Origin of the sequence: Actinoallomurus spadix, from assembly GCF_024055725.1 — a bacterium.
Classification (GTDB): Bacteria; Actinomycetota; Actinomycetes; order Streptosporangiales; family Streptosporangiaceae; genus Actinoallomurus; species Actinoallomurus spadix.
On record NZ_JAMXMX010000019.1, the window covers coordinates 125,234 to 143,689 of the forward strand.

17 protein-coding genes are annotated in these 18,456 nt (G+C 73.0%); 6 read left to right on the plus strand and 11 right to left on the minus strand.

Annotation, left to right across the window (positions count from 1 at the left end):
• Positions 1–20 precede the first annotated feature (20 nt).
• The 3 genes from NE235_RS25970 (at position 21) to NE235_RS25980 (ending at position 1,836) form a co-directional block, all read left to right on the plus strand.
• Positions 21–1,037, plus strand: coding sequence for an ROK family protein (locus tag NE235_RS25970; RefSeq protein WP_252807482.1), 1,017 nt, complete (start codon positions 21–23; stop codon positions 1,035–1,037).
• Between the two features lie 77 nt (positions 1,038–1,114).
• Positions 1,115–1,321 carry a hypothetical protein gene (locus tag NE235_RS25975; protein WP_252807484.1) on the plus strand — a complete coding sequence of 69 codons (207 nt, stop codon included), beginning with the start codon at positions 1,115–1,117 and terminating at the stop codon, positions 1,319–1,321.
• Between the two features lie 29 nt (positions 1,322–1,350).
• Complete coding sequence (locus NE235_RS25980) at positions 1,351–1,836, plus strand: MarR family winged helix-turn-helix transcriptional regulator (RefSeq protein ID WP_252807486.1); 486 nt, start codon at positions 1,351–1,353, stop codon at positions 1,834–1,836.
• 10 nt (positions 1,837–1,846) lie between these two features.
• On the opposite strand, the gene NE235_RS25985 is transcribed toward NE235_RS25980, so the two are convergent.
• From NE235_RS25985 to NE235_RS26000, 4 genes are all read right to left on the minus strand, one after another.
• Positions 1,847–3,322, minus strand: a complete 1,476-nt coding sequence (locus tag NE235_RS25985; RefSeq protein WP_252807487.1) for an NADH-quinone oxidoreductase subunit NuoF family protein — start codon at positions 3,320–3,322, stop codon at positions 1,847–1,849.
• Entirely contained in the window at positions 3,322–4,224 is a 903-nt protein-coding gene (locus tag NE235_RS25990; protein ID WP_252807489.1) for a hypothetical protein, read from the minus strand. The genes NE235_RS25985 and NE235_RS25990 overlap by 1 nt, the downstream gene beginning before the upstream one ends.
• On the minus strand, positions 4,211–5,329 hold the full coding sequence (locus tag NE235_RS38340) for a M23 family metallopeptidase (protein WP_252807491.1): 1,119 nt from the start codon (positions 5,327–5,329) through the stop codon (positions 4,211–4,213). The genes NE235_RS25990 and NE235_RS38340 overlap by 14 nt, the downstream gene beginning before the upstream one ends.
• 454 nt (positions 5,330–5,783) lie before the next feature.
• Entirely contained in the window at positions 5,784–8,720 is a 2,937-nt protein-coding gene (locus NE235_RS26000; protein ID WP_252807493.1) for a glycoside hydrolase family 2 protein, read from the minus strand.
• A 431-nt stretch (positions 8,721–9,151) separates the two neighbouring features.
• On the opposite strand from NE235_RS26000, the gene NE235_RS26005 reads away from it, so the two are divergent.
• Positions 9,152–10,633: a cellulose binding domain-containing protein gene (locus NE235_RS26005; RefSeq protein WP_252807495.1), complete on the plus strand. Its 1,482-nt coding sequence runs from the start codon at positions 9,152–9,154 to the stop codon at positions 10,631–10,633.
• A 122-nt stretch (positions 10,634–10,755) separates the two neighbouring features.
• Here the strand turns inward: NE235_RS26005 and NE235_RS26010 are convergent, their stop codons facing one another.
• The gene (locus tag NE235_RS26010) at positions 10,756–11,610 is read right to left on the minus strand and encodes an SDR family oxidoreductase (RefSeq protein WP_252807497.1); all 855 of its coding nucleotides are present in this window, start codon (positions 11,608–11,610) and stop codon (positions 10,756–10,758) included.
• 145 nt (positions 11,611–11,755) lie between these two features.
• Between NE235_RS26010 and NE235_RS26015 the strand changes: the two genes are divergently transcribed.
• A complete protein-coding gene (locus NE235_RS26015) occupies positions 11,756–12,199 on the plus strand; it encodes a winged helix-turn-helix transcriptional regulator (protein WP_252807499.1) in 444 nt (147 codons plus the stop codon).
• Positions 12,200–12,218: 19 nt separating this feature from the next.
• Here the strand turns inward: NE235_RS26015 and NE235_RS26020 are convergent, their stop codons facing one another.
• The 6 genes from NE235_RS26020 to NE235_RS26045 all read right to left on the minus strand — a co-directional run bounded on the left by NE235_RS26020 (position 12,219) and on the right by NE235_RS26045 (position 17,110).
• Positions 12,219–12,725: a hypothetical protein gene (locus tag NE235_RS26020; RefSeq protein WP_252807501.1), complete on the minus strand. Its 507-nt coding sequence runs from the start codon at positions 12,723–12,725 to the stop codon at positions 12,219–12,221.
• A gap of 98 nt (positions 12,726–12,823) precedes the next feature.
• Positions 12,824–14,470, minus strand: coding sequence for a phosphoglucomutase (alpha-D-glucose-1,6-bisphosphate-dependent) (gene pgm / locus NE235_RS26025; protein ID WP_252807503.1), 1,647 nt, complete (start codon positions 14,468–14,470; stop codon positions 12,824–12,826).
• Between the two features lie 200 nt (positions 14,471–14,670).
• Positions 14,671–15,840, minus strand: coding sequence for a cation:proton antiporter (locus NE235_RS26030; protein WP_252807505.1), 1,170 nt, complete (start codon positions 15,838–15,840; stop codon positions 14,671–14,673).
• A 6-nt stretch (positions 15,841–15,846) separates the two neighbouring features.
• Entirely contained in the window at positions 15,847–16,329 is a 483-nt protein-coding gene (locus NE235_RS26035; protein WP_252807507.1) for a cation:proton antiporter regulatory subunit, read from the minus strand.
• 38 nt (positions 16,330–16,367) lie between these two features.
• Complete coding sequence (locus NE235_RS26040) at positions 16,368–16,529, minus strand: hypothetical protein (RefSeq protein ID WP_252807509.1); 162 nt, start codon at positions 16,527–16,529, stop codon at positions 16,368–16,370.
• Between the two features lie 197 nt (positions 16,530–16,726).
• Entirely contained in the window at positions 16,727–17,110 is a 384-nt protein-coding gene (locus NE235_RS26045; protein WP_252807512.1) for a hypothetical protein, read from the minus strand.
• A 172-nt stretch (positions 17,111–17,282) separates the two neighbouring features.
• Here NE235_RS26045 and NE235_RS26050 point away from each other — a divergent pair, with 172 nt between their 5' ends.
• The gene (locus tag NE235_RS26050) at positions 17,283–18,209 is read left to right on the plus strand and encodes a sensor histidine kinase (RefSeq protein ID WP_252807514.1); all 927 of its coding nucleotides are present in this window, start codon (positions 17,283–17,285) and stop codon (positions 18,207–18,209) included.
• Positions 18,210–18,456 lie beyond the last annotated feature (247 nt).

Here is an 18,456-nt window from a genome sequence, read left to right on the forward strand (position 1 = left end):
AGGCCGAAAGGGGATGAGGAATGCCGGACACGTGGGTGGTCGTCGGGTTGGACAACGGCGGTACCAGCAATAACGCGACCGTGCTGGACGCCTCGGGGAGCTTCCTCGCCGACCGTCTCGTGGAGACGCCCAGCCGGGTGCTCGAAGGCCCCGAGGTGGCCGTGGAGGCCCTGGCCACATCCCTGGCCGGGGTTCTCGAGGTGACCGGCGTCGACCCGGCGCGGGTTCGCGCCGTCGGCCTCGACACCCCCGGCCCGGCGAGCGCGGCCGGCGTGATCTCCAGCAGGGGCGGCACGAACTTCTCCCAGCCCGAGTGGTGGGGCTTCGACATCCGCGCCGCGCTGGAGGAGCGCCTGGGGCTGCCCGTCGTCTACAACAACGATGGGAACGCCGCGGCGCTGTACGCCCACCACGCCCACTTCGGCGCCGACGCGTTCCGGCACTCGTCCGTCTCCGCGATCGTCGGCACCGGTCTGGGCGGCGGTGTGGTCGAGGCCGGGAAGGTCGTCAAGGGCGCCGCCGGCATGGCCGGTGAGCTCGGGCACGTCCACATCCCGACGCACGGGCTGCTGGAGGAGGGCCAGCCGGTGCCCGCCTGCAACTGCGGTTTCTCCGCCGACGCCGAGAGCGTGGCCTCTCTCACCGGCATCGCCAACAACCTCCTGCCGTACTGGCTCACGAGGTTCGAGGGGCACCCGCTGGCCGATGAGCCGCAGGGCAAGGCCGCCAAGCTCGTGCGGGGGTACGCCGAGCAGGACGACCCTCTCGCGCTCAAGATCTTCGAGCAGCAGGCGATCGCGCTCGGCCGGCTCTTCACCATCGCCGCGAACTTCACCGACCCCAGCGCGTACTTCGTCGGCGGCGGCGTCGTCGAGACCGGCCCGAGGTTCCGGGAGTGGTTTCTGGACAAGGTCCGCGAGCACACCGTGCTGCGGGAGGAACAGGCCCTGGTCGCGCGGTTCGCCCTCGTCCCCGACCTCGACATGGCCGGCGCGCGCGGCGCCGCGATCGCCGCGCGGGACGCCCTGACGGCGTAGCGCCTCCCCGGGTGCGGCGCGTGCCCGCCGCGACTCCCAGTTCCGCGCATCGCCGCAGGTCACGTAGCCTTTTCGGCATGGCGGGACGCTGGAGCGCGGCAGGTGGCTGGATGATCGAGGCGATCGTCCTCGGCGACCGTCCCTGCTATCGCGTCAGCCGGCGGGGCTACCTCATCGGCGACGGCTACTGCTACCACCTGGTGGAGCTCGAGCGGCTGCTGCGGCGGCACGGGATCGCGCTGGGCGACCTGACCGAGGAGGGACCGCCCGCGGTCACCGGTTGAGGTTCGAGCGGGTGACTAGACTCGCCAGGATGAGCGAGACGCGATGGCTGAGCCCGGACGAGCAGCGCACCTGGCGCGCGTACCTGACCGCCCATCGCCTGCTGCTCGACGAGATCGACGCGCAGCTCCGCCGCGACTCGGGCATCCCACACGCCTACTACGAAATCCTGGTGCGTCTCTCGGAGACGCCCGGCCGCGCGCTGCGGATGTCCGTGCTCGCCGAGGACACCCGTGTCTCCGCGAGCCGGCTGTCGCACGCGATCACCCGGCTGGAGGAGCGGGGCTGGGTGCGCCGGGAGGACTGTCCCACCGACCGGCGCGGTCAGCTCGCCGTCCTCACCGACGATGGCTTCGCCGCGCTGGCCGGCGCGGCGCCGGGCCACGTCGAGACCGTACGCCGGGCGCTGTTCGACGCGCTCGACGCCGAGCAGGTGCGGTGGCTCGGCGTCATCAGCGAGACCCTCGCGGACCACCTGGACGGCGCCGGAGGGCCCCCGGGATCTCCCGGGAGATGAGCGGCGCTCGTCAGGGCGTCTTGAAGCGCATGGCGAGAGCGGGGCACATCTCGATCGCCTGATGGGCCTGGCGCAGCAGGCGCTGCGGCACGGATTTGCTCTCGACCACCGGGAACCCGTGTTCGTCCAGGCTCACGAGGTCGGGGACGAGGTGCCCGCACAGGCCGTGCCCCGCGCAGCGCGTCCAGTCCACCGTCAGGCGCAGCCCGGTGTCCTCGGACTCTTCCACCGCGGCGGCGTCCTCGCCGTCGATGGGCAGCAGCCCGCGTACCGGGCGGCCGCAGGTCCCTGAGGCCAGGTGCGTGTCGACGTCGTCACGGAAGACCTCGAGCGCCGAGGCGATGAACCGCGACGTGCCGTCCGGGTGGTGGCAGGCTCCGCGTCCCTTGACGACCTGCATGCCCTGGCGTACCGCCGACAGCGCCTCGGATCGGGAGTCGCCCTCCGCGAGCGCGCGCAGGGACCGGGCGAGGGCCGGCAGGCCCAGGCGGCAGGGACCGCACTGCCCGGCGGTCTCCATGCCCATGTAGACGGCGACCCGGGCGACCTCGCCGAGCGGGCAGACGTCCGGCGCGAGCGGCAGGATGATGCCGGCCCCCAGGCTCGCGCCCGCCCGGGCGATGTCCTCACGTGAGACGCGGGCGCGGTTCGCGGCGGCGGGGGCGAGCCACGCGCCGTGGTACCCGCCCATCAGGACGCCCTGCCCGACGTCGGCCCGGCACAGGTCGAGCACCTGGAACAGCGGAGTCCCGGCCGGGGCCTCGACGACGACGGGCCGGCCGCCGGGTCCCCAGACGGTGAGCAGGACGGTGCCCGGCTCCTCGGCGGTACCGATCGCCCGGTAGAGGTCGGGGCCGAGCTGGGACAGCAGGGCGAGCTGGGCGAACGTCTCCGCGTTGGACAGCAGGGTGGGCAGCCCGTCCACGCCGCGTTCGGCCGCCCGTACCTTGCGGCCCGGCGGCAGCGCCGGGGCACCGTTGACGCCGTTGACCAGGGCGCCGCCCTCGCCGGTGACGAAGCGTTCCGGTAGGCGGACGACGCGGATGAACCCCCCGAGGTTGCTCTCCACGACCGCGCTGCGGATGGACCGGCCGGCCCGGCCGCCGTCCGTCACGCCGATGACGACCTCGCGGGCGCCGAGCGCGAGGGCGGCGAGCATCGCCCCGTCGAGGATGAGGTGCGGGGTGCGGGACATCAGCAGCTTGTCCTTGGCGCTGGCCGGCTCGCCCTCGGTGGCGTTGACCAGGACGACGGTCTGGGCGTCCTGACGGCGTGCCGCCGAGACGACGGCCTTCAGCTTGCGGGCGAACGGGAAGGCCGCGCCGCCGCGGCCGCGCAGGTCGACCTGCTCGGCCATCGCCAGCAGCTCGCGCACACTGCGCCGGCGGAACTCCCCGTGCACCTCACGGTGCGCGGTCTGGTCGATGCGCTGGTACCGGTCGAGCCCGCGGCCGAGGCGCGGCGGCCCCACGTACCGGAAGTTCATCATCTCCCACCGGGCCAGGGCGAGGTCTCGGCGCGCAGCGCCGCCCAGAACTGCTCGTCGGGCAGGTCGCCGGTCTCGGCGGCGGCCCGGGCGTCCGCGCTGACCCGGTCACGGGGGTCGGCGGCGCCGTCGCGCGCCCCGCTCCCCGTGACCCGGCCGTCTCCTCTGGCCTTGCGGGCGCGCAGCATGCGCCGGTCACGGGCCAGGCGCGGCAGCCGGCCGGTCGCGGCGACGAGCACCAGTGCGGCGCAGATGAGGTAGCTCCAGGTGACCCAGGCCTTGGGCGGACGGCCGGCGGTCAGGCCGTGGAGGATCGCCAGGGCCCACATCACGTACGCGAGCGCGTGCACCGTGCGCCACAGCCACGGACGGGGACCGGTGACGAACCGGCCGCGCAGCACGCCGGTTGCGACGATGACGATGAGCAGGTCGCCGGCGATGGTGCCCAGGCCGACCAGGAGGGCGGCGCGGCCGTGGCCGGTGAAGGGCAGGAACGCGTCGAGGACCGTCGCGTGCGCCTCCATGACCTTCAAGGCGATGTGGGTGACCAGGAAGCCGATGGCCATGATCGCGGTCGCGCGGTGGGCGCCCTGGGCGAGGATGCGCAGGCCGATCGGCAGGACCCGCTGGGCGGCGGCGACCCCGGCGACGACCGCCGCGGTCGCCGCCAGGAGGGTGAACACGCCGACGTAGAACTCCAGGAACCTTCGCAGGCGCTCGACCTCGTCCGCTCCCCGGGAGGTCCGGCCGACGATCAGGACGATCACGAGGAGCACCAGGGTGAGGACCGCCGCCCGGGTGCGCCCGGGTCTTCGGGAGGTACGGCGCCGCGCCCGCCTCCGCCGCGCTCCGGGCTCCCGGGAGGTGTGGCGCGGGGCGGCGGCCTGCTCAGACACCGGCATCGGGGCTCCCACCGGGCAGCGGGACGTTCGGGACGCGAACGCTCGGCGAGCCAGGCTTGGGCGTACGGCCGGGGGAGGGGCTCTTGGACGGCGAGGGCGCCGGGGACGCGGGCACGGCCCCGAAGTTCAGCAGCGGATTGCCCGCGTCGACGCGGACGCCGGCGCGCTCGGCGAACGTCGCCGCCGCCGTCTCCCGCACGGTCCAGCCGCCCAGCTGGAAGTGGTCGAGCCGCATCGGGCCGGTCGCGTCGCCGATCGCGAAGCGCACCATCCGCTGCGGCGCCTCGCCGCCTCCGCACGGCTGCTCCGTGCCGGTCCGGCCGAGGTAGTCGCCGCGTTTCACGAAAGCGCCGTCGCGGACCTTCGTCACGTCGGACAGCTGGTAGTACTGCGTGGCCAGGCCGTTCGGGTGGATCAGGAGCACGAGCCCGTGACCGGCGGCGGAGGAGCAGAGCCGGTAGATCCGGCCGTCGCCCGGGGCGAGGACCCGTCCGTCCCCGCCGTCGAAGCCCGACACGCCGTCGTCCGTGGCCAGGAGGGTCCAGGACTGCCCGACCCCCCAGGGCAGCATCAGGCCCGTGTCCAGTGGCGCGTCGGCCGCGGCGCTGAACTTCTCCAGCACCGGGCGCTCGGCGGCCGGAACGACGGAGGCGGGCGCCTTCCGCAGGAGCGTCGTGAACCGCGGGGTGCCGGCCAGGGCGACCTGCCAGCCGGCGCGGGTGCGCTGCGCGACGTACAGCGAGGATTCCGGCATGACCGTCTTCCCGCGCGGCGGCGGGATCGTCTCGGTGCCGAACGCCCAGGTGCGCGCGCGGTCCATCCGGCTGAGCCGCACGATGGGGGCGGACAGCGTGCCGACCCCGTAGTCCCGCCGGGCCACGCGGCTGCGTTCGGCGAGGGCGACCGTCTCGACCTGCCGGCTGAGCTGGACGGCCGGGCTCACCGGAGCGCGGGACGACGAAGGACGCGACACCACCGGGCGGGACGTGTGGGAGCGCCCGGCGTGCACGGGACGCCGGTCGGCGACCGGGTGCCGGGGGGACGGCGGCATCACGGCCTGCTCGACGATGGCGGCCAGCGCGAGACCCACCGCGACGACGACCACTCCGCCAAGGGCGGAGATCCTCTCACCCAGCCACGCCGCCGGCCTCCGGCGCCGTGGGGGGCCGAGCCGCCCTTGCCTTCGGTGCGTCCTCGGCATCGACCTGCCCTTCCAGAGGACGATCGCATTGGGCGATCGCATTAGTGATCGAAACCGGATTGCGAGAGGAGTGTAGGAGGCCGGAGGTCTTTAAAGTGCCGAAAACGTGAAAAATCGTCACGGCGGTGCCCGACTTAGCGGAGCGGAATTGCGTCGTCACCTCACGCTGCCGGGCATGCGGAGTGCGGCACCCATCGGCGCAGGTCAGGAGGGATGGCGCTGGACCGCCCGGAGTGCGGTCCGGGCGGGACGGCGGCCTCCGGAGCCGCCTTTCCCCGCGGACGCGCGCCGCCGGGCGGTGCCGATTGTCCGGATCCGGTCACGATTCCGGACAGTGCGAAATAAGTCGCGAACGGTATCAGCCCCGTGCGGGGACGGTGAGACCGGCGAGGTTCCAGCCGGTGAGCCCGACCACCGGGGCCGCTCCCCGCAGGTCCGCGACGCGGTACCGCGCGGTCAGCGTCTGGCTCTGCCCCGGCCAGAGCGTGACGTCGTTGTCGCTCCACTCGATCGGCAGGACCTGGTCGTCACCGCCCAGCGCGCGGCCACCGGACGTGCCCCGGCGCACGTCGGCGCGGGTGAACACCGCGGGCACCGGCTTCGAACCGACGTTGCGGATGGTCACCGTGGTGGTCGCCTCCCCGCCGTTCCGGCGCGTCGAGGCGGAGACCCCGATGTTCGCGGCGGGCAGGCTCTGCAGCCCCGTCAGGTCCGCGTAGCCGCCGGTCTTGAACACCGCGCCGAAGCCCTGGCCGAGCGTCTTGGACCAGTCGACCTGGTCCGCCTTCGTGGACAGCCAGTAGACGTTGCGGCTCACCGTCGCGCCCGGCCGCGTCAGCGTCAGCTCCAGGAAGTAGGTACGGGAGATGCCCGCGGGCACCTTCGGCGTCAGCACGGTCCGTACGTCCTGGCCGGCCAGGGTGGGCACCGCCTGCCGCGCCGTCGCCCGCACCGTGCCGTTCAGGTCGATGAACCGCGCCGTGGCGGTCAGGCCCGGCTGCCGGGTGCTGGTCAGGTTCGCGACCTTGATCGAGCCGTCGGCGTAGTCGTACATCACGTGCACGGGCTCGCCGGCCTTCTTCGCGCCGAAGTACACGCCAGGCTGGTCGAGGTCGTAGTTGTACAGGTTCCAGTGCAGCGACGGCCAGGCCTTGTTCAGCATCCAGTAGATGACGCCGGTGCTCGGATTGGCCGGGTCCTTCGAGTGCCCCAGGTAGGCCTCGAACTGCGCCCGCGTGACCTCGTACCCGCCCATCTGCGCGATGCGCTGGTAGGACGCCATGTCGGACCAGTGGCCGTACCGGTTCCACAGCGGGGTGTTGTACTGCCCCATCCGGCCGGTCTTCGTGTAGCTCGTGTACTTCTGGTACACGTGGAAGAGGTCCGGGCCCGTCCCCGGCCCGTTGGTCGTGCTCAGGTCCCAGATCTTCTTCTGGTCCGCCGGCGTCAGGAACCGGTTGAGCGAGTCCTGGGTCGGCACCGTGTTCCCGGCGCTGGTCTCGGTGCCGTACGCCCAGGCGCTCCCCTGGTTGGTGTAGGTCGGGTCGCCGGGGTCGACCGTCTCCGGCCCGTTCGCCCACCAGTAGCCCGGCGGGACGTAGTTGTACGGGCCCTCCTTGGACCCGGAGTAGCCGAGCCTCGGCGACGACTTGTACTCCGCGGCGGCGACCTGCGGCGTCGCCCAGTCGGCCGCCGCGAACGCCTTGAGGTAGATGGCCTCCTTGGCGGCGTCGGGCGCCTCGTCGCTGCCCTGGTAGAACGTGAAGACGCTCGGGTGGTCGCGCAGCCACCGCGCCACGTGCGCCGCCTGCACGCCGGCGTTCGCCTTCAGCGCGTCCGGCCACTTGGAGGACGGGTCCTCCCACCGGTCACAGCACTGCCAGCCGGGCATCGCCAGGATGCCCAGACGGTCCATCTGGGCGAACATGTCGTCGGGCGGCAGGTTCCCCTCGAACCGCAGGGTGTTCAGTCCGAGGTTCCTGACGTAGGAGAGCTGGTCGCGGATGTTCTGCGGCGAGTAGCGCATGAACATGTCCGGCGACCACCCGCCGCCGCGGATCGCCAGCGGCACGCCGTTGATCACGAACTGCCGCGAGCCGTGTGAGGCGTGGGTGCCCGCCTTGACCGGCGTCAGGTGCGAGGTGACGGTGCGGATCCCGAAGTCCTCGTCCGCCCGGTCGGAGACCCGGCCGCCGACGTTCGCGCTCGCGGTCAGGTGGTAGAGCGGCTGCGCGCCGAGCTGGTACGGCCACCAGACGGCGGGGTGCTCCAGGTGCAGCGCCCGGTGGTCCGCGGGGGTCAGCGTCACGGTACGGGTCGATTTCGCGGGGACGGTCGTGTCCGCGGACACGGCGATCCGCGTCCCGCCGTGGGTGATCACGGCGTCCAGCCGCGCCTTCCGCGCCGCGTCCGTGTCGTTGCGCAGGCCGGCCTTGACCGTGAGGTCCGAGCTGCCGAGGTTCGCGGCGTTGTGCTGGACGACGTGCACGTCGCGCAGCGCGACCGGGCCGGCCTGGGCGAGCTGGGGCGCGAAGCGCAGGCCGGTGTTCTGGTCCGGGGCGGGCGGGTTCCAGTCCAGTGTGCTGTCGGTGAGGTACGTCTTCGGGGCGTTCTTGGCGATGTCGAGCGCGATGGCGTTCTGGCCGTCCCGGACGTAGGGCGTGATGTCGTACTCGAACCGGCCGTACGCGCCCTGGAGCTGTGCCCGGTCGGCGACCTTCGTGCCGTTCACCCAGAGGTCCGCGGTGCCGAGCACCCCGTTCATGATCAGTACGGTGCGGCCGTCACGGCGCGGGTGGACGGTCAGCTGCTCGCGGTACCACCAGTTCGGGGTGAACTGGCCGGTGGGCACCTTGGCCAGGTTGTCGGAGTAGAAGACGTTCGGGTAGCGCCCGTTCTCCAGCAGGCCCGCCATCAGCGTCTCGGGGCGGCTGATCGGCAGCCAGCCGGTGGTCGCGTAGCCGGGCCGGGAGATCGTCGCGCCCGACGTGCCCGCGACGGCCGAGGACTGGATCTTCCAGCCGGTGTTCAGGTCGGCGGCGGAGGAGGGGGCGGCGGGGGCCGTGGTCGAGGCCGTGCCGGGCGACGGCGTGGCGGGCGACGGCGTGGCGGAGGCCGGTTCGCCGGAGAGGAGGGGGCCGGAGGGAGATGCGCCGGAGAGGGGTGGGCCGGTGAGGGGTGCGCCGGCCTCTTGCCCCGCGCCCCCGGTGGAGCGGGCGGCCGCCGCCGACGGGGTGGCGACGGCGAGCAGGGCGCATGCCGCCAGGATGATCGGGTGGGACCTCAGCCTGGTCACGGCGCCTCCTGAAGATCGTCGGATCGCATCCGGTGCGCGTCCCGTGCGTGATGATCGTTAATCACATTAACATTTATTGTTAAGAACATTAACGACGGCCGGAAGTGGACAGTGGCCGTCGCGCGGACCGGGCGGACGGCCCGGTCGCCGGCGCTGCGGGTAGCGGTCCTGACGTGGGGCGAAACCCTGCGGTCGAGGTCCGCGCCGTCGCGCGCCTGGAGTTCACGGCGGCGGTGGGAGCCGGCTCCGGAGCGCCGCCGCGGTTTCTGCCAGCGTACCCGTGAGGGGCGGCCGGCCCGATGCCCGGACCTGCGAGGCGTCCGCAATGAACGGCCATGAAAAGGCCTTTCCCGGTCCTGTCCCCGGGGTTACCTTCGCTCGGCATGGGAGCGCTCCCACTCTACTCCCGCAAAGCCGCCATGGAGCCGTCAATGCGACCTCGACGCGCGATCTCCTATCTCCTGGCCCTCCTGCTGAGCGTCTGCGGGGCCGGCCTCGTCACCGGCACGGGCACGGGCACGGCGCACGCCGCCGTCGCCTGCGATGTCACCTACGCGAAGAACGACTGGGGGTCGGGCTTCAGCGCCACCATCACCCTCAAGAACCTCGGTGACGCGCTCAGCGGATGGACGCTCAGCTACGCCTACACGGGTGAGCAGAAGCTGACCCAGGGCTGGAGCGGCACGTGGTCGCAGAGCGGTAAGACCATCACGGTCACCAGCGCGAGCTGGAACGGCGCGCTGGCGAGCGGCGCCACCGCCCAGATCGGCGCCAACTTCACCTACACCGGCACGAACACCGACCCGACGTCCTTCTCGCTCAACGGAACCGTGTGCAACGGCTCCGGCGGTGGCGGTGGCGGTGGCGGTGGTGAGGGTGGTGGGGGTGGTGGGACGACCGGGCCCGCGCCCGCGCTGCACGTCTCCGGGAACAGGCTCGTCACCGCGAGCGGCGCGACCGTACGCCTCCGCGGGGCGAACCGCTCCGGCGGCGAGTTCATGTGCGTCCAGGGCCGGGGGATCTGGGACGGGCCGGTCGACGACGCGTCGATCGACGCCATGGTCGCGTGGAAGATCAAGGCGGTCCGCATCCCGCTGAACGAGGAGTGCTGGCTCGGCCTGAGCAACATCGACGCGCGGTACGGCGGCACGGCGTACCAGACCGAGGTCAAGGCGTTCGTGTCACGGCTCGAGGCGCACGGCGTCACCCCGATCGTCGAGATGCACTGGAACCACGGCACCTACACCGGTCCCTCGTCCGGTTGCTCGGACGTCCACGCGACCTGCCAGAAGCCGATGCCGGACGCCCAGTACGCGCCGTCGTTCTGGACGGGCGTCGCGAACGCCTTCAAGGGCGACGACGCGGTGGTCCTCGACCTGTTCAACGAGCCGTACCCCGAGCGCGCGACCGGCAGTGAGGCCTCCGGCTGGACCTGCTGGCGGGACGGCGGGACCTGCGCCGGCATCCCCTACCAGGTGGCCGGTTTCCAGAGCCTCGTGAACGCCGTACGCGCGACCGGCGCCACCAACGTGATCCTCGTCGGCGGGCTGGCGTACTCCAACGACCTGACGCAGTGGCTGCAGTACCGGCCGGCCGATCCGAAGAACAACCTCGCCGCGTTCGCGCACATCTACAACTTCAACACCTGCGCGAACACGTCCTGCTATGACGGTCAGCTCGCCCCGGTCGCGGCGCAGGTGCCGCTGACGCTCAGTGAGATCGGTGAGAACGACTGCTCGCACGACTTCATCGACACCCTCATGAGCTGGGCCGACACGCACGCCGTCGGCTACCTGGGGTGGACGTGGAACACCTGGGACTGCGGCAGCGGCCCGTCACTGATCAGTTCCTACGACGGCACCCCCACGTCGTACGGCATCGGCCTCCGGGACCACCTGGTCGCCACCGGCTGAGGCCGGAGCCCGCCCCCGCGCGGGTCGTGCCGGGCCCAGAGAAAGCCGGCCCGCGCGCCCGGAGCCCCGCCGTTCCGGGCGCGCGGGCGGCCGGTCCGCCGAACCCGGCGGCGGCCGTCCGGTCAGCCGGCGAGCACCGCGGCGACGGTGTCGGCGATCGGCGTGGTCGGCCGGCCGATGAGCGCCTTCAAGTCGCCCGGCGTGTCGGCCAGCGCTCCGGCCTTGACGCCGCGGTCGACGTCGACGAGCACGTCGGCGAACGCGTCGGGCACGCCGGCTGCGATAAGGGCGGCGCGGTGCTCCTCGGGCGGCAGGTCGCGGTACACGATCTCCTTGCCGGAGGCCCGGGAGATCTCACCCGCGAGGTCCGGCAGGCTCCACGCGACGTCCCCGGCGAGCTCGTAGATCCGGTTCTCGTGGCCGGCCCCCGTGAGCACGGCCACGGCCGCGGCGGCGTAGTCCGCCCGGCCGGCACTGCCGATCCGCCCGTCCCCGGAGCCGCCGATGACGGCGCCGGTCGCGACGGCCTGCGTGATCGCCGGGGCGTACACCTCGTTGTACCAGTTGTTACGCAGGAGGGTGTAGGTCAGTCCCGTCTCGCGGATGATCTCCTCGGTCGCCTTGTGCTCGGCGGCCAGGCCGAGGACCGACGTGTCCGCGTGCGGCGCGCTCGTGTAGACGAGGTGCGGGACGCCCGCCCCCTGGGCGGCCTGGACCGCCGCGGCGTGCTGGGGGACGCGCCGCCCGACCTCGCTGCCGGAGATGAGCAGCAGCCTGGTCCCTCCCTCGAACGCCGGGCGCAGTGTCTCGGGACGGTCGTAGTCGGCCTCCCGCACCTGGACGCCGCGCGCGGCTAGGTCGGCGGCCTTGTCGGGGCTGCGCACGGCGGCCACCACCTGGTCCGCGGGCACCTTCTCCAGCAGCCCGTCGATCACCAGACGGCCGAGCTGTCCGGTGGCGCCGGTAACGATGATCACATTTATCTCCCGCGTCCGAGGAACCTCGGCGGCCACGCCGCGAGGTGAGCACTCCCCAAGACCGTAGTACTAACTTTTCCACAGTGCAATCTCAGAGTGAGTACCCAACTAAAGAGCAGTGCGGTGGAGAAGTATGCTGAGCGCCATGGACAGCCGCCCGACCAACGGATCGCCGACCCCGTCCCGCGACGGCGGCGGAGCGGCCGACGACGCCTACGGCGACGTCGTCTACGACGTGTTCGCCGTCCGATGCACCTCCCGTGAGGCGCTCGGGCACATCACCGGGCGCTGGGGGATCCTCGCGCTGGGCGCCTTGAGCGAGGGCACCTACCGGTTCAACGCGCTGCGCCGACGGGTCGACGGAGTGAGCGAGAAGATGCTCGCGCAGACCCTTCAGGCCCTCGAACGTGACGGCTTCGTGCTCAGGAAGGCCGAGCCGACCATCCCGCCGCGCGTCGAGTACAGCCTCACCCCGCTCGGCCGCGAGGCCGCCGAGCGGCTCTGGGACGTCATCAAGTGGCTGGAGGCCCGCATGCCCGAGGTCACGGCGGCCCAGGCCCGTTACGACGAGGAGAGGTCGGCCGGCTGAAGGAGCCGGACCGCGCTCCTCACCGGGTGATGGCGGGTACCAGGCGGTAGTCGCGCTGGAAGACGAGGTTGTGCAGGTCGGCCGCCGCGATGGCGCGCAGGGTGGGTACCTCCGCGGCGGCCTGCTGGTCGGTGAAGACGTTGAGCGGCCACTCGCCCACCGTCGCGCCGCGCAGGTGCGGATGGTGGAAATTCCGCTCGAAGTGCGCCTCCAGCGTGATCGGCCGGACGCCCGCCGCCCGCTGCTCCGGCCACGACAGGGTCCAGGACGCGGCCAGGCCCCCGTCCTCGGTCCGGCACAGCCCGGTCTCGTCGACGCGGCCCGTCCCCTTGAGGAGACCCTGGTCGATCTCGGCCAGGACCCGCTTGGCGTACGGGGCGAGCAGCACGACCGTGTCGGCGAACCGCTCCTCCTTGTCCGCCCGTGCCTCCACGCCGCCGTGGGTGCCGTCCCGCAGGTCCTCGAAGTGGCGCCGCAGGGCCGGCAGCGCCGGGTTGTCCCCGTACGCGGTCGATGGTCCGCTCATACGTTCATTCTGCGCCGCGACGCCCCGCGCGGGCGTCGCGGCGCAGGCGCGGCGAGTAGCCCGGCCGGCGGGCTCTGGGCCGGCAGGCGCGCTCCGGGTCAGGACGTGGCGGCGAGTGTGGCGTTGACCAGGTCGCGGGCCTCCTCCTGGACGCGGGCCAGGTGGTCCGGGCCCTGGAAGGACTCGGCGTAGATCTTGTACACGTCCTCGGTGCCGGACGGCCGCGCGGCGAACCAGGCGTTCTCGGTGCAGACCTTCACGCCGCCGAGCGGCGCCCCGTTGCCGGGCGCCTCGGTGAGCACCGCGGTGATCGGTTCTCCGGCGAGCGTGCCGGCGGTGATCTGCTCGGCGGACAGCTTCTTGAGGACCGCCTTCTCCTCGCGGGACGCCGGGGCGTCGACGCGCGCGTACGCGGGGTCGCCGTACCGCGTGACCAGGTCGGCGTAGTTCTCGCTGGGGGAGCGGCCGGTGACCGCGGTGATCTCCGAGGCCAGTAGGGCGAGGAGGATCCCGTCCTTGTCGGTGGTCCACACCGAGCCGTCGCGGCGCAGGAACGAGGCTCCCGCGCTCTCCTCGCCGCCGAACCCGAGCGAGCCGTCCAGCAGGCCGGGCACGAACCACTTGAATCCGACGGGCACCTCGACGAGGCGGCGGCCCAGCCCGGCGGCGACCCTGTCGATCATGCTGCTGCTGACGAGCGTCTTGCCGACGCCCGCGTCGCCGGGCCAGTCGGGCCGGTGGGCGTACAGGTAGGAGATGGCGGCCGCGAGGAAGTGGTTGGGGTTCATCAGGCCGCCGTCCGGCGTGACGATGCCGTGCCGGTCGGCGTCCGCGTCGTTGCCCGTGGAGACCGCGAACTCGTCCTTGCGGGCGATGAGCGAGGCCATCGCGTACGGCGAGGAACAGTCCATCCGGATCTTGCCGTCCCAGTCCAGCGTCATGAACCGCCAGGTCGGATCGGTATGCGGGTTCACGACCGTGAGGTCGAGCCGGTGACGGTCGGCGATCTCACCCCAGTACGCCACGCTGGCGCCCCCGAGCGGGTCCGCCCCGATCCGCACCCCGGCCTCGCGGACGGCGTCCAGGTCGAGGACGGAGGGCAGGTCGTCCACGTACGCGCCGAGGAAGTCGTAGCGGCCGGTCGTCTCCGCCGCGAGCGCGCGGGCGTACGGGATGCGCCTGACCTCCTTGAGGTCCTCGGAGATCAGCGCGTTCGCCCGGTCCTGGATCCACGAAGTGGCGTCGGTGTCGGCCGGGCCGCCGGAGGGCGGGTTGTACTTGAAGCCGCCGTCGGCCGGGGGGTTGTGCGAGGGCGTCACTACGACGCCGTCCGCGAGACCCGACTCGCGACCGCGGTTGTAGGTCAGGATGGCGTGCGAGACGGCCGGCGTCGGCGTGTAGCCGTCCCGGCTGTCGATCAGTACCCGTACGCCGTTGGCGGCGAAGACCTCCAGCGCCGACACGCGCGCGGGCTCCGACAGGGCGTGCGTGTCGATGCCCAGGAACAGTGGCCCGTCGACTCCCTGGGCCGCGCGGTACTCACAGATGGCCTGGCTGGTGGCGAGGATGTGCGCCTCGTTGAACGCGGTGTTCGACGCCGATCCGCGGTGCCCCGACGTGCCGAAGGCCACCCGCTGCTCGACCCGCGCGGGGTCGGGCCGGTACGCGTAGTACGCCGTCACCAGCCGTGCGACGTCCACCAGGTCTTCGGGCTGCGCGGGCCGCCCCGCACGCTCATGCGCCATCGGATGCTCCTTCGGCCCTCACGGGCCGTCGACGTTCGGTGTCCTGCGTCCGTCCCAGCGCGAGGGACGTCCGGTTTTCCTAAGTCTGTCCCAGTGGGAGGAAGGTATTCGACGCGCCCTGCGGGAACCGGTCCCCGCCGGGTCCGGGTCAGGCCCGGACCCGGCGGGGACGGGTCAGGCCCGGACCCGGCGGGGACGGGTCAGGCCCGGCGTCCGCGGGGGCCGGCCACGGCACGGGCCAGGGAGTCGGCGCTCCGGGCCAGCAGTGGCCCGGCGACCGCGAGGATCAGGACGTACGCCGCGGCGAGCGGCCCGAGCCTCGGGTTCGTGCCGGCGCCGACCGCCAGGCCGGCGACGACGATGCTGAACTCCCCGCGCGGGACCAGCGCGGTTCCGGCGCGCAGCCGGCCGGCCGGGCCGACTCCCGCCCGGCGGGCCGCCACCCATCCGGTCGCGAGCTTGGTCGCCACTCCGGCGACCGCCAGGACGGCCGCGACCCCCGCGACCGGCGGCAGGTCCGCCGGATCGGTGTGCAGGCCGAAGAACACGAAGAACACCGCCGCGAACAGGTCCCGGAGCGGGCTGAGCAGCTGCCGGGCGTCGTGGGCGAGCGGCCCGGACAGCGCGATGCCGACGAGGAACGCCCCCACGGCGGCCGACACCTGCAGCTGCTGGGCGAGCCCCGCCACCAGGACGGTCAGTCCGAGGACCTTCAGCAGGAGCACCTCCCGGCTGGGACTGGCGACGAAGCGCTGCACGACCTCGCCGTGGCGGAGCGCGACGAACAGGATCAGTCCCATCGTGACGGCGGCGGCCAGGAGCGCGACCACGCCGCCGAGCACGCCGGCCCCGGCCAGCAGCGTCGTGAGGATCGGCAGGTACGCGGCCATGGTGAGGTCCTCGAAGACCAGCACCGACAGCACGCTGGGAGTCTCGCGGTTCCCGAGCCGGCCCAGGTCGCCCATCACCTTCGCGGTGATCCCGGAGGAGGTGACGTACGTGATGCCGCCCAGCGCCACCGCCGCGACCGGGCCCCAGTGCAGCAGGAGAGCGGTGGCGACGCCCGGGACGGCGTTCAGCACCAGGTCGGACAGGCCGACCGGAGCGGCCGTCCGCATGGTGGTCACCAGTTCGTCGGCCGTGTACTCCAGGCCGAGGGTGAACAACAGGAGGATCACCCCCACCTCGGCGCCCACCGAGACGAAGTCCTCGCTGGTCGTGAGGGGGAGCACGCCACCTGATCCGAAGGCCAGCCCCGCCAGGAGGTACAACGGGATCGGCGAGACGGAGAACCGGACCGCGACCGCGCCGAGCAGCCCCAGGCCCAGGATGATCGCGCCGAGTTCGATCAGTTGGGTCGTCGAGTGCATGGGCGGCTACCGCGTGGCGAGCAGCGCGGCGACCGCCGCGGTGCCGTCGGCGGTACCGACCACGAGGACGATGTCGCCCGCCTCGAACACGAAGTCCGGGCGCGGGCTGGCGACCACGCCGCCGCCGCGGACGACGGCCACGATCGAGGCGCCCGTGCGGGTCCGTGCCCGGGTGTCGCCGAGCGGCCGTCCGTCGTACGGCGAGCCGGCGGTGATCGGGACCTGCCGGCTGACCAGGCCCTCGACGTGGCGGTGGAGGTCGGCCAGGCGTTCGACGACGCGAGCGGTGCCGAGGAGCTCGGCGACCGCGCCGGCCTCCTCCGAGGTCAGCACGATCGTCGTCGCGGCGGTGTCGGGGTCGTCCCGGTCGAAGACGACCAGGTCGCGCCGGCCGCTGTGGTGGGAGACGATTCCGACGCGCCGTCCGCGGGCCGTCGTGAACACGTGCTGCAGGCCGATACCGGGCAGGGAGGTGCGTTCGATCTCCACGAGAGTCCTCTCAGGCTCGTCGCCGGGAGCGGTGGTCGTCACTGGTCGAGGGCCGCGTACACCATCGCCAGCACGTTCGCGGCGATCAGCGTCGCCAGTGCCGGCAGGCCGAGACGCGCGTCGTCACGGCGGAACATCCAGCCGATCAGGAGCACACCGCCGGACACGAGCAGGGCGATGCCGAGGAACAGGTAGGTCACGGTCGTTTCTCCACGTCGGAACGCCGATGGGGTACACCGGCGGTCCGCGGGACGGCGGCACGCACACGCCGCCCGCGGACGGGAACGGTCGGGAACGGGCGCGCGCCGTCATCGCGGCGGGCGTCCCGTGGCTCCGGGGTTTCGGCACCCGGACGTACGCGCGCCGGCGGCCGACGGCGCGGTTCGCGACCGTACGGCTAGGCCGACGCGGAGGAGGAGAGGACCGGAGGCGCCCGGCCGCCCCGCGTCGGCCGGTCACCCGCCGGCGCGCGGGAGGAGGTCCGGTGCGGCCCCCGCCACCAGACGGGCAGGCCGGCCGCCATCGAGACGCCCGCCGGACCGGACGCCCGCAGCGGCGTCTTGCCGGTCAGTCGGTGTTCACCGAGCCGGGGCGCGTGCCGGCCGTGCTCGGCGGCGGGGGCGGCGCCGGCGAGGGGGGCGGTCGCCGCGACCGTGGCGGTCAGGGGGCGGGCGTCCGGAGAAGAGGACGAGGCGGCGCCGAGCCCGCCTCCGGCACCGAGGAACAGCAGCAGTGAGACGAGGATCGCCGGAATCCGCCGGCGCGCCCGCTCACCGGACACCGCATACCCTCCCCACCTGGCCGAGGCCTTCCTGGCCTCGACCCTACCGGGAACGCGCGGCCGTGGCCGTGGCCGGCGACCGGCTCGGAGGCCGCGGGCCGCAATATCCTGGTCGTTCAGACGTAACCTCACGGTAGTGTTCCTCAGTGGCCGACGAGCGAGGTAGACCGGGATGACCGCCCCCGCCCCCTTCTCCCACCCGGCGCTGCTGTACCGCGGTGAGGAGGAGTACCTCGCTGGGACGCTGCCCTTCGTGCGCGGCGGCCTCGAGGCCGGTGAGCCGGTGGCGGTCGCCGTTCCGGGGTACCGGCTGGCGCTGCTGCGCGCCGGACTGGGCGCGGCGGCCGGGGGGGTGCGGTTCATCGACATGAGCGCGGCGGGACGGAACCCGGGCCGGATCATCCCCGGTGTCCTGCGCCGCTTCGCCGACGCGTATCCCGGACGGCGGGTGCGGATCATCGGTGAGCCGGTCTGGCCTGGCCGTTCGGCGGTGGAGTACCCCGCCTGCGCCCAGCACGAGGCCCTGATCAACCTGGCCTTCGCCGGGCGCGCGGCCACGGTCCTCTGCCCCTATGACGCGGCGGAGCTCGATCGGCGGGCGCTGGCGGACGCGGCGCTGACCCACCCGGTCCTCATCGAGGACGGCGTCGAGCGTGCCAGTCCCGAATTCGACCCAGAGAAGGTCATCGAGGTGTACAACGATGTGGGCCCCGAGCCCATGGACACGGCGGCCCTCGATTTCGACGCCGACGCGCTGGGCGAGGTCCGTGTCTTCGCCACGGCGGAGGCCGCCCGGCGCGGCCTGGCCGGCGACCGTCTTCTCGACCTCGAGCTCGCGGTGAACGAGCTGGCCGCCAACTCGATCGTGCACGGCGGCGGCCGTGGCACCCTCCGTGTGTGGTCGCTGCCCGGGTTCGTCGTCTGTGAGGTCAGCGACCTCGGCCGGCTCGCCGACCCGCTGGCCGGACGGCGGCCGGTGGGCCCCCACGCCCACGGCGGGCGCGGCCTCCTGCTGGTCAACCAGATCTCCGACCTCGTCCGCATCTCCCGCTCCGGCGATGGCACCCGCGTCCAGGCCCATTTCGCCGTCGGCCGCTGAGCCCGCGAGGCGCCCGCCCCCGATGGGCGGTCGCAGAGCCTGTCCGTGATAGGCGGTCGCGGAAACCCGCCTGTGATGGGCGGTCGCCTGACCTGCCGTGATGGGCGGTCGGGGGACCCGGAACCGGGGCGGGCGACCGGGAGGAGCTCCCGATCGCCCTCCCGGGCACGCCTACCCGGGACCGCCGGTCCGGCCCGGTGCCCGCGGGGCGACCGGACCATTTGACTGGCGATAAATGCGCCATCGC

What these genes read in the sequence shown, in the direction of transcription:
- NE235_RS25970 (WP_252807482.1), top strand. Translation starts at nt 21, where the DNA reads ATGCCGGACACGTGGGTGGTCGTCGGGTTGGACAACGGCGGTACCAGC.
- NE235_RS25975 (WP_252807484.1), top strand. Translation starts at nt 1,115, where the DNA reads ATGGCGGGACGCTGGAGCGCGGCAGGTGGCTGGATGATCGAGGCGATC.
- NE235_RS25980 (WP_252807486.1), top strand. Translation starts at nt 1,351, where the DNA reads ATGAGCGAGACGCGATGGCTGAGCCCGGACGAGCAGCGCACCTGGCGC.
- NE235_RS25985 (WP_252807487.1), bottom strand. Translation starts at nt 3,322, where the DNA reads ATGAACTTCCGGTACGTGGGGCCGCCGCGCCTCGGCCGCGGGCTCGAC.
- NE235_RS25990 (WP_252807489.1), bottom strand. Translation starts at nt 4,224, where the DNA reads ATGCCGGTGTCTGAGCAGGCCGCCGCCCCGCGCCACACCTCCCGGGAG.
- NE235_RS26005 (WP_252807495.1), top strand. Translation starts at nt 9,152, where the DNA reads ATGCGACCTCGACGCGCGATCTCCTATCTCCTGGCCCTCCTGCTGAGC.
- NE235_RS26015 (WP_252807499.1), top strand. Translation starts at nt 11,756, where the DNA reads ATGGACAGCCGCCCGACCAACGGATCGCCGACCCCGTCCCGCGACGGC.
- NE235_RS26020 (WP_252807501.1), bottom strand. Translation starts at nt 12,725, where the DNA reads ATGAGCGGACCATCGACCGCGTACGGGGACAACCCGGCGCTGCCGGCC.
- pgm (WP_252807503.1), bottom strand. Translation starts at nt 14,470, where the DNA reads ATGGCGCATGAGCGTGCGGGGCGGCCCGCGCAGCCCGAAGACCTGGTG.
- NE235_RS26030 (WP_252807505.1), bottom strand. Translation starts at nt 15,840, where the DNA reads ATGCACTCGACGACCCAACTGATCGAACTCGGCGCGATCATCCTGGGC.
- NE235_RS26050 (WP_252807514.1), top strand. Translation starts at nt 17,283, where the DNA reads ATGACCGCCCCCGCCCCCTTCTCCCACCCGGCGCTGCTGTACCGCGGT.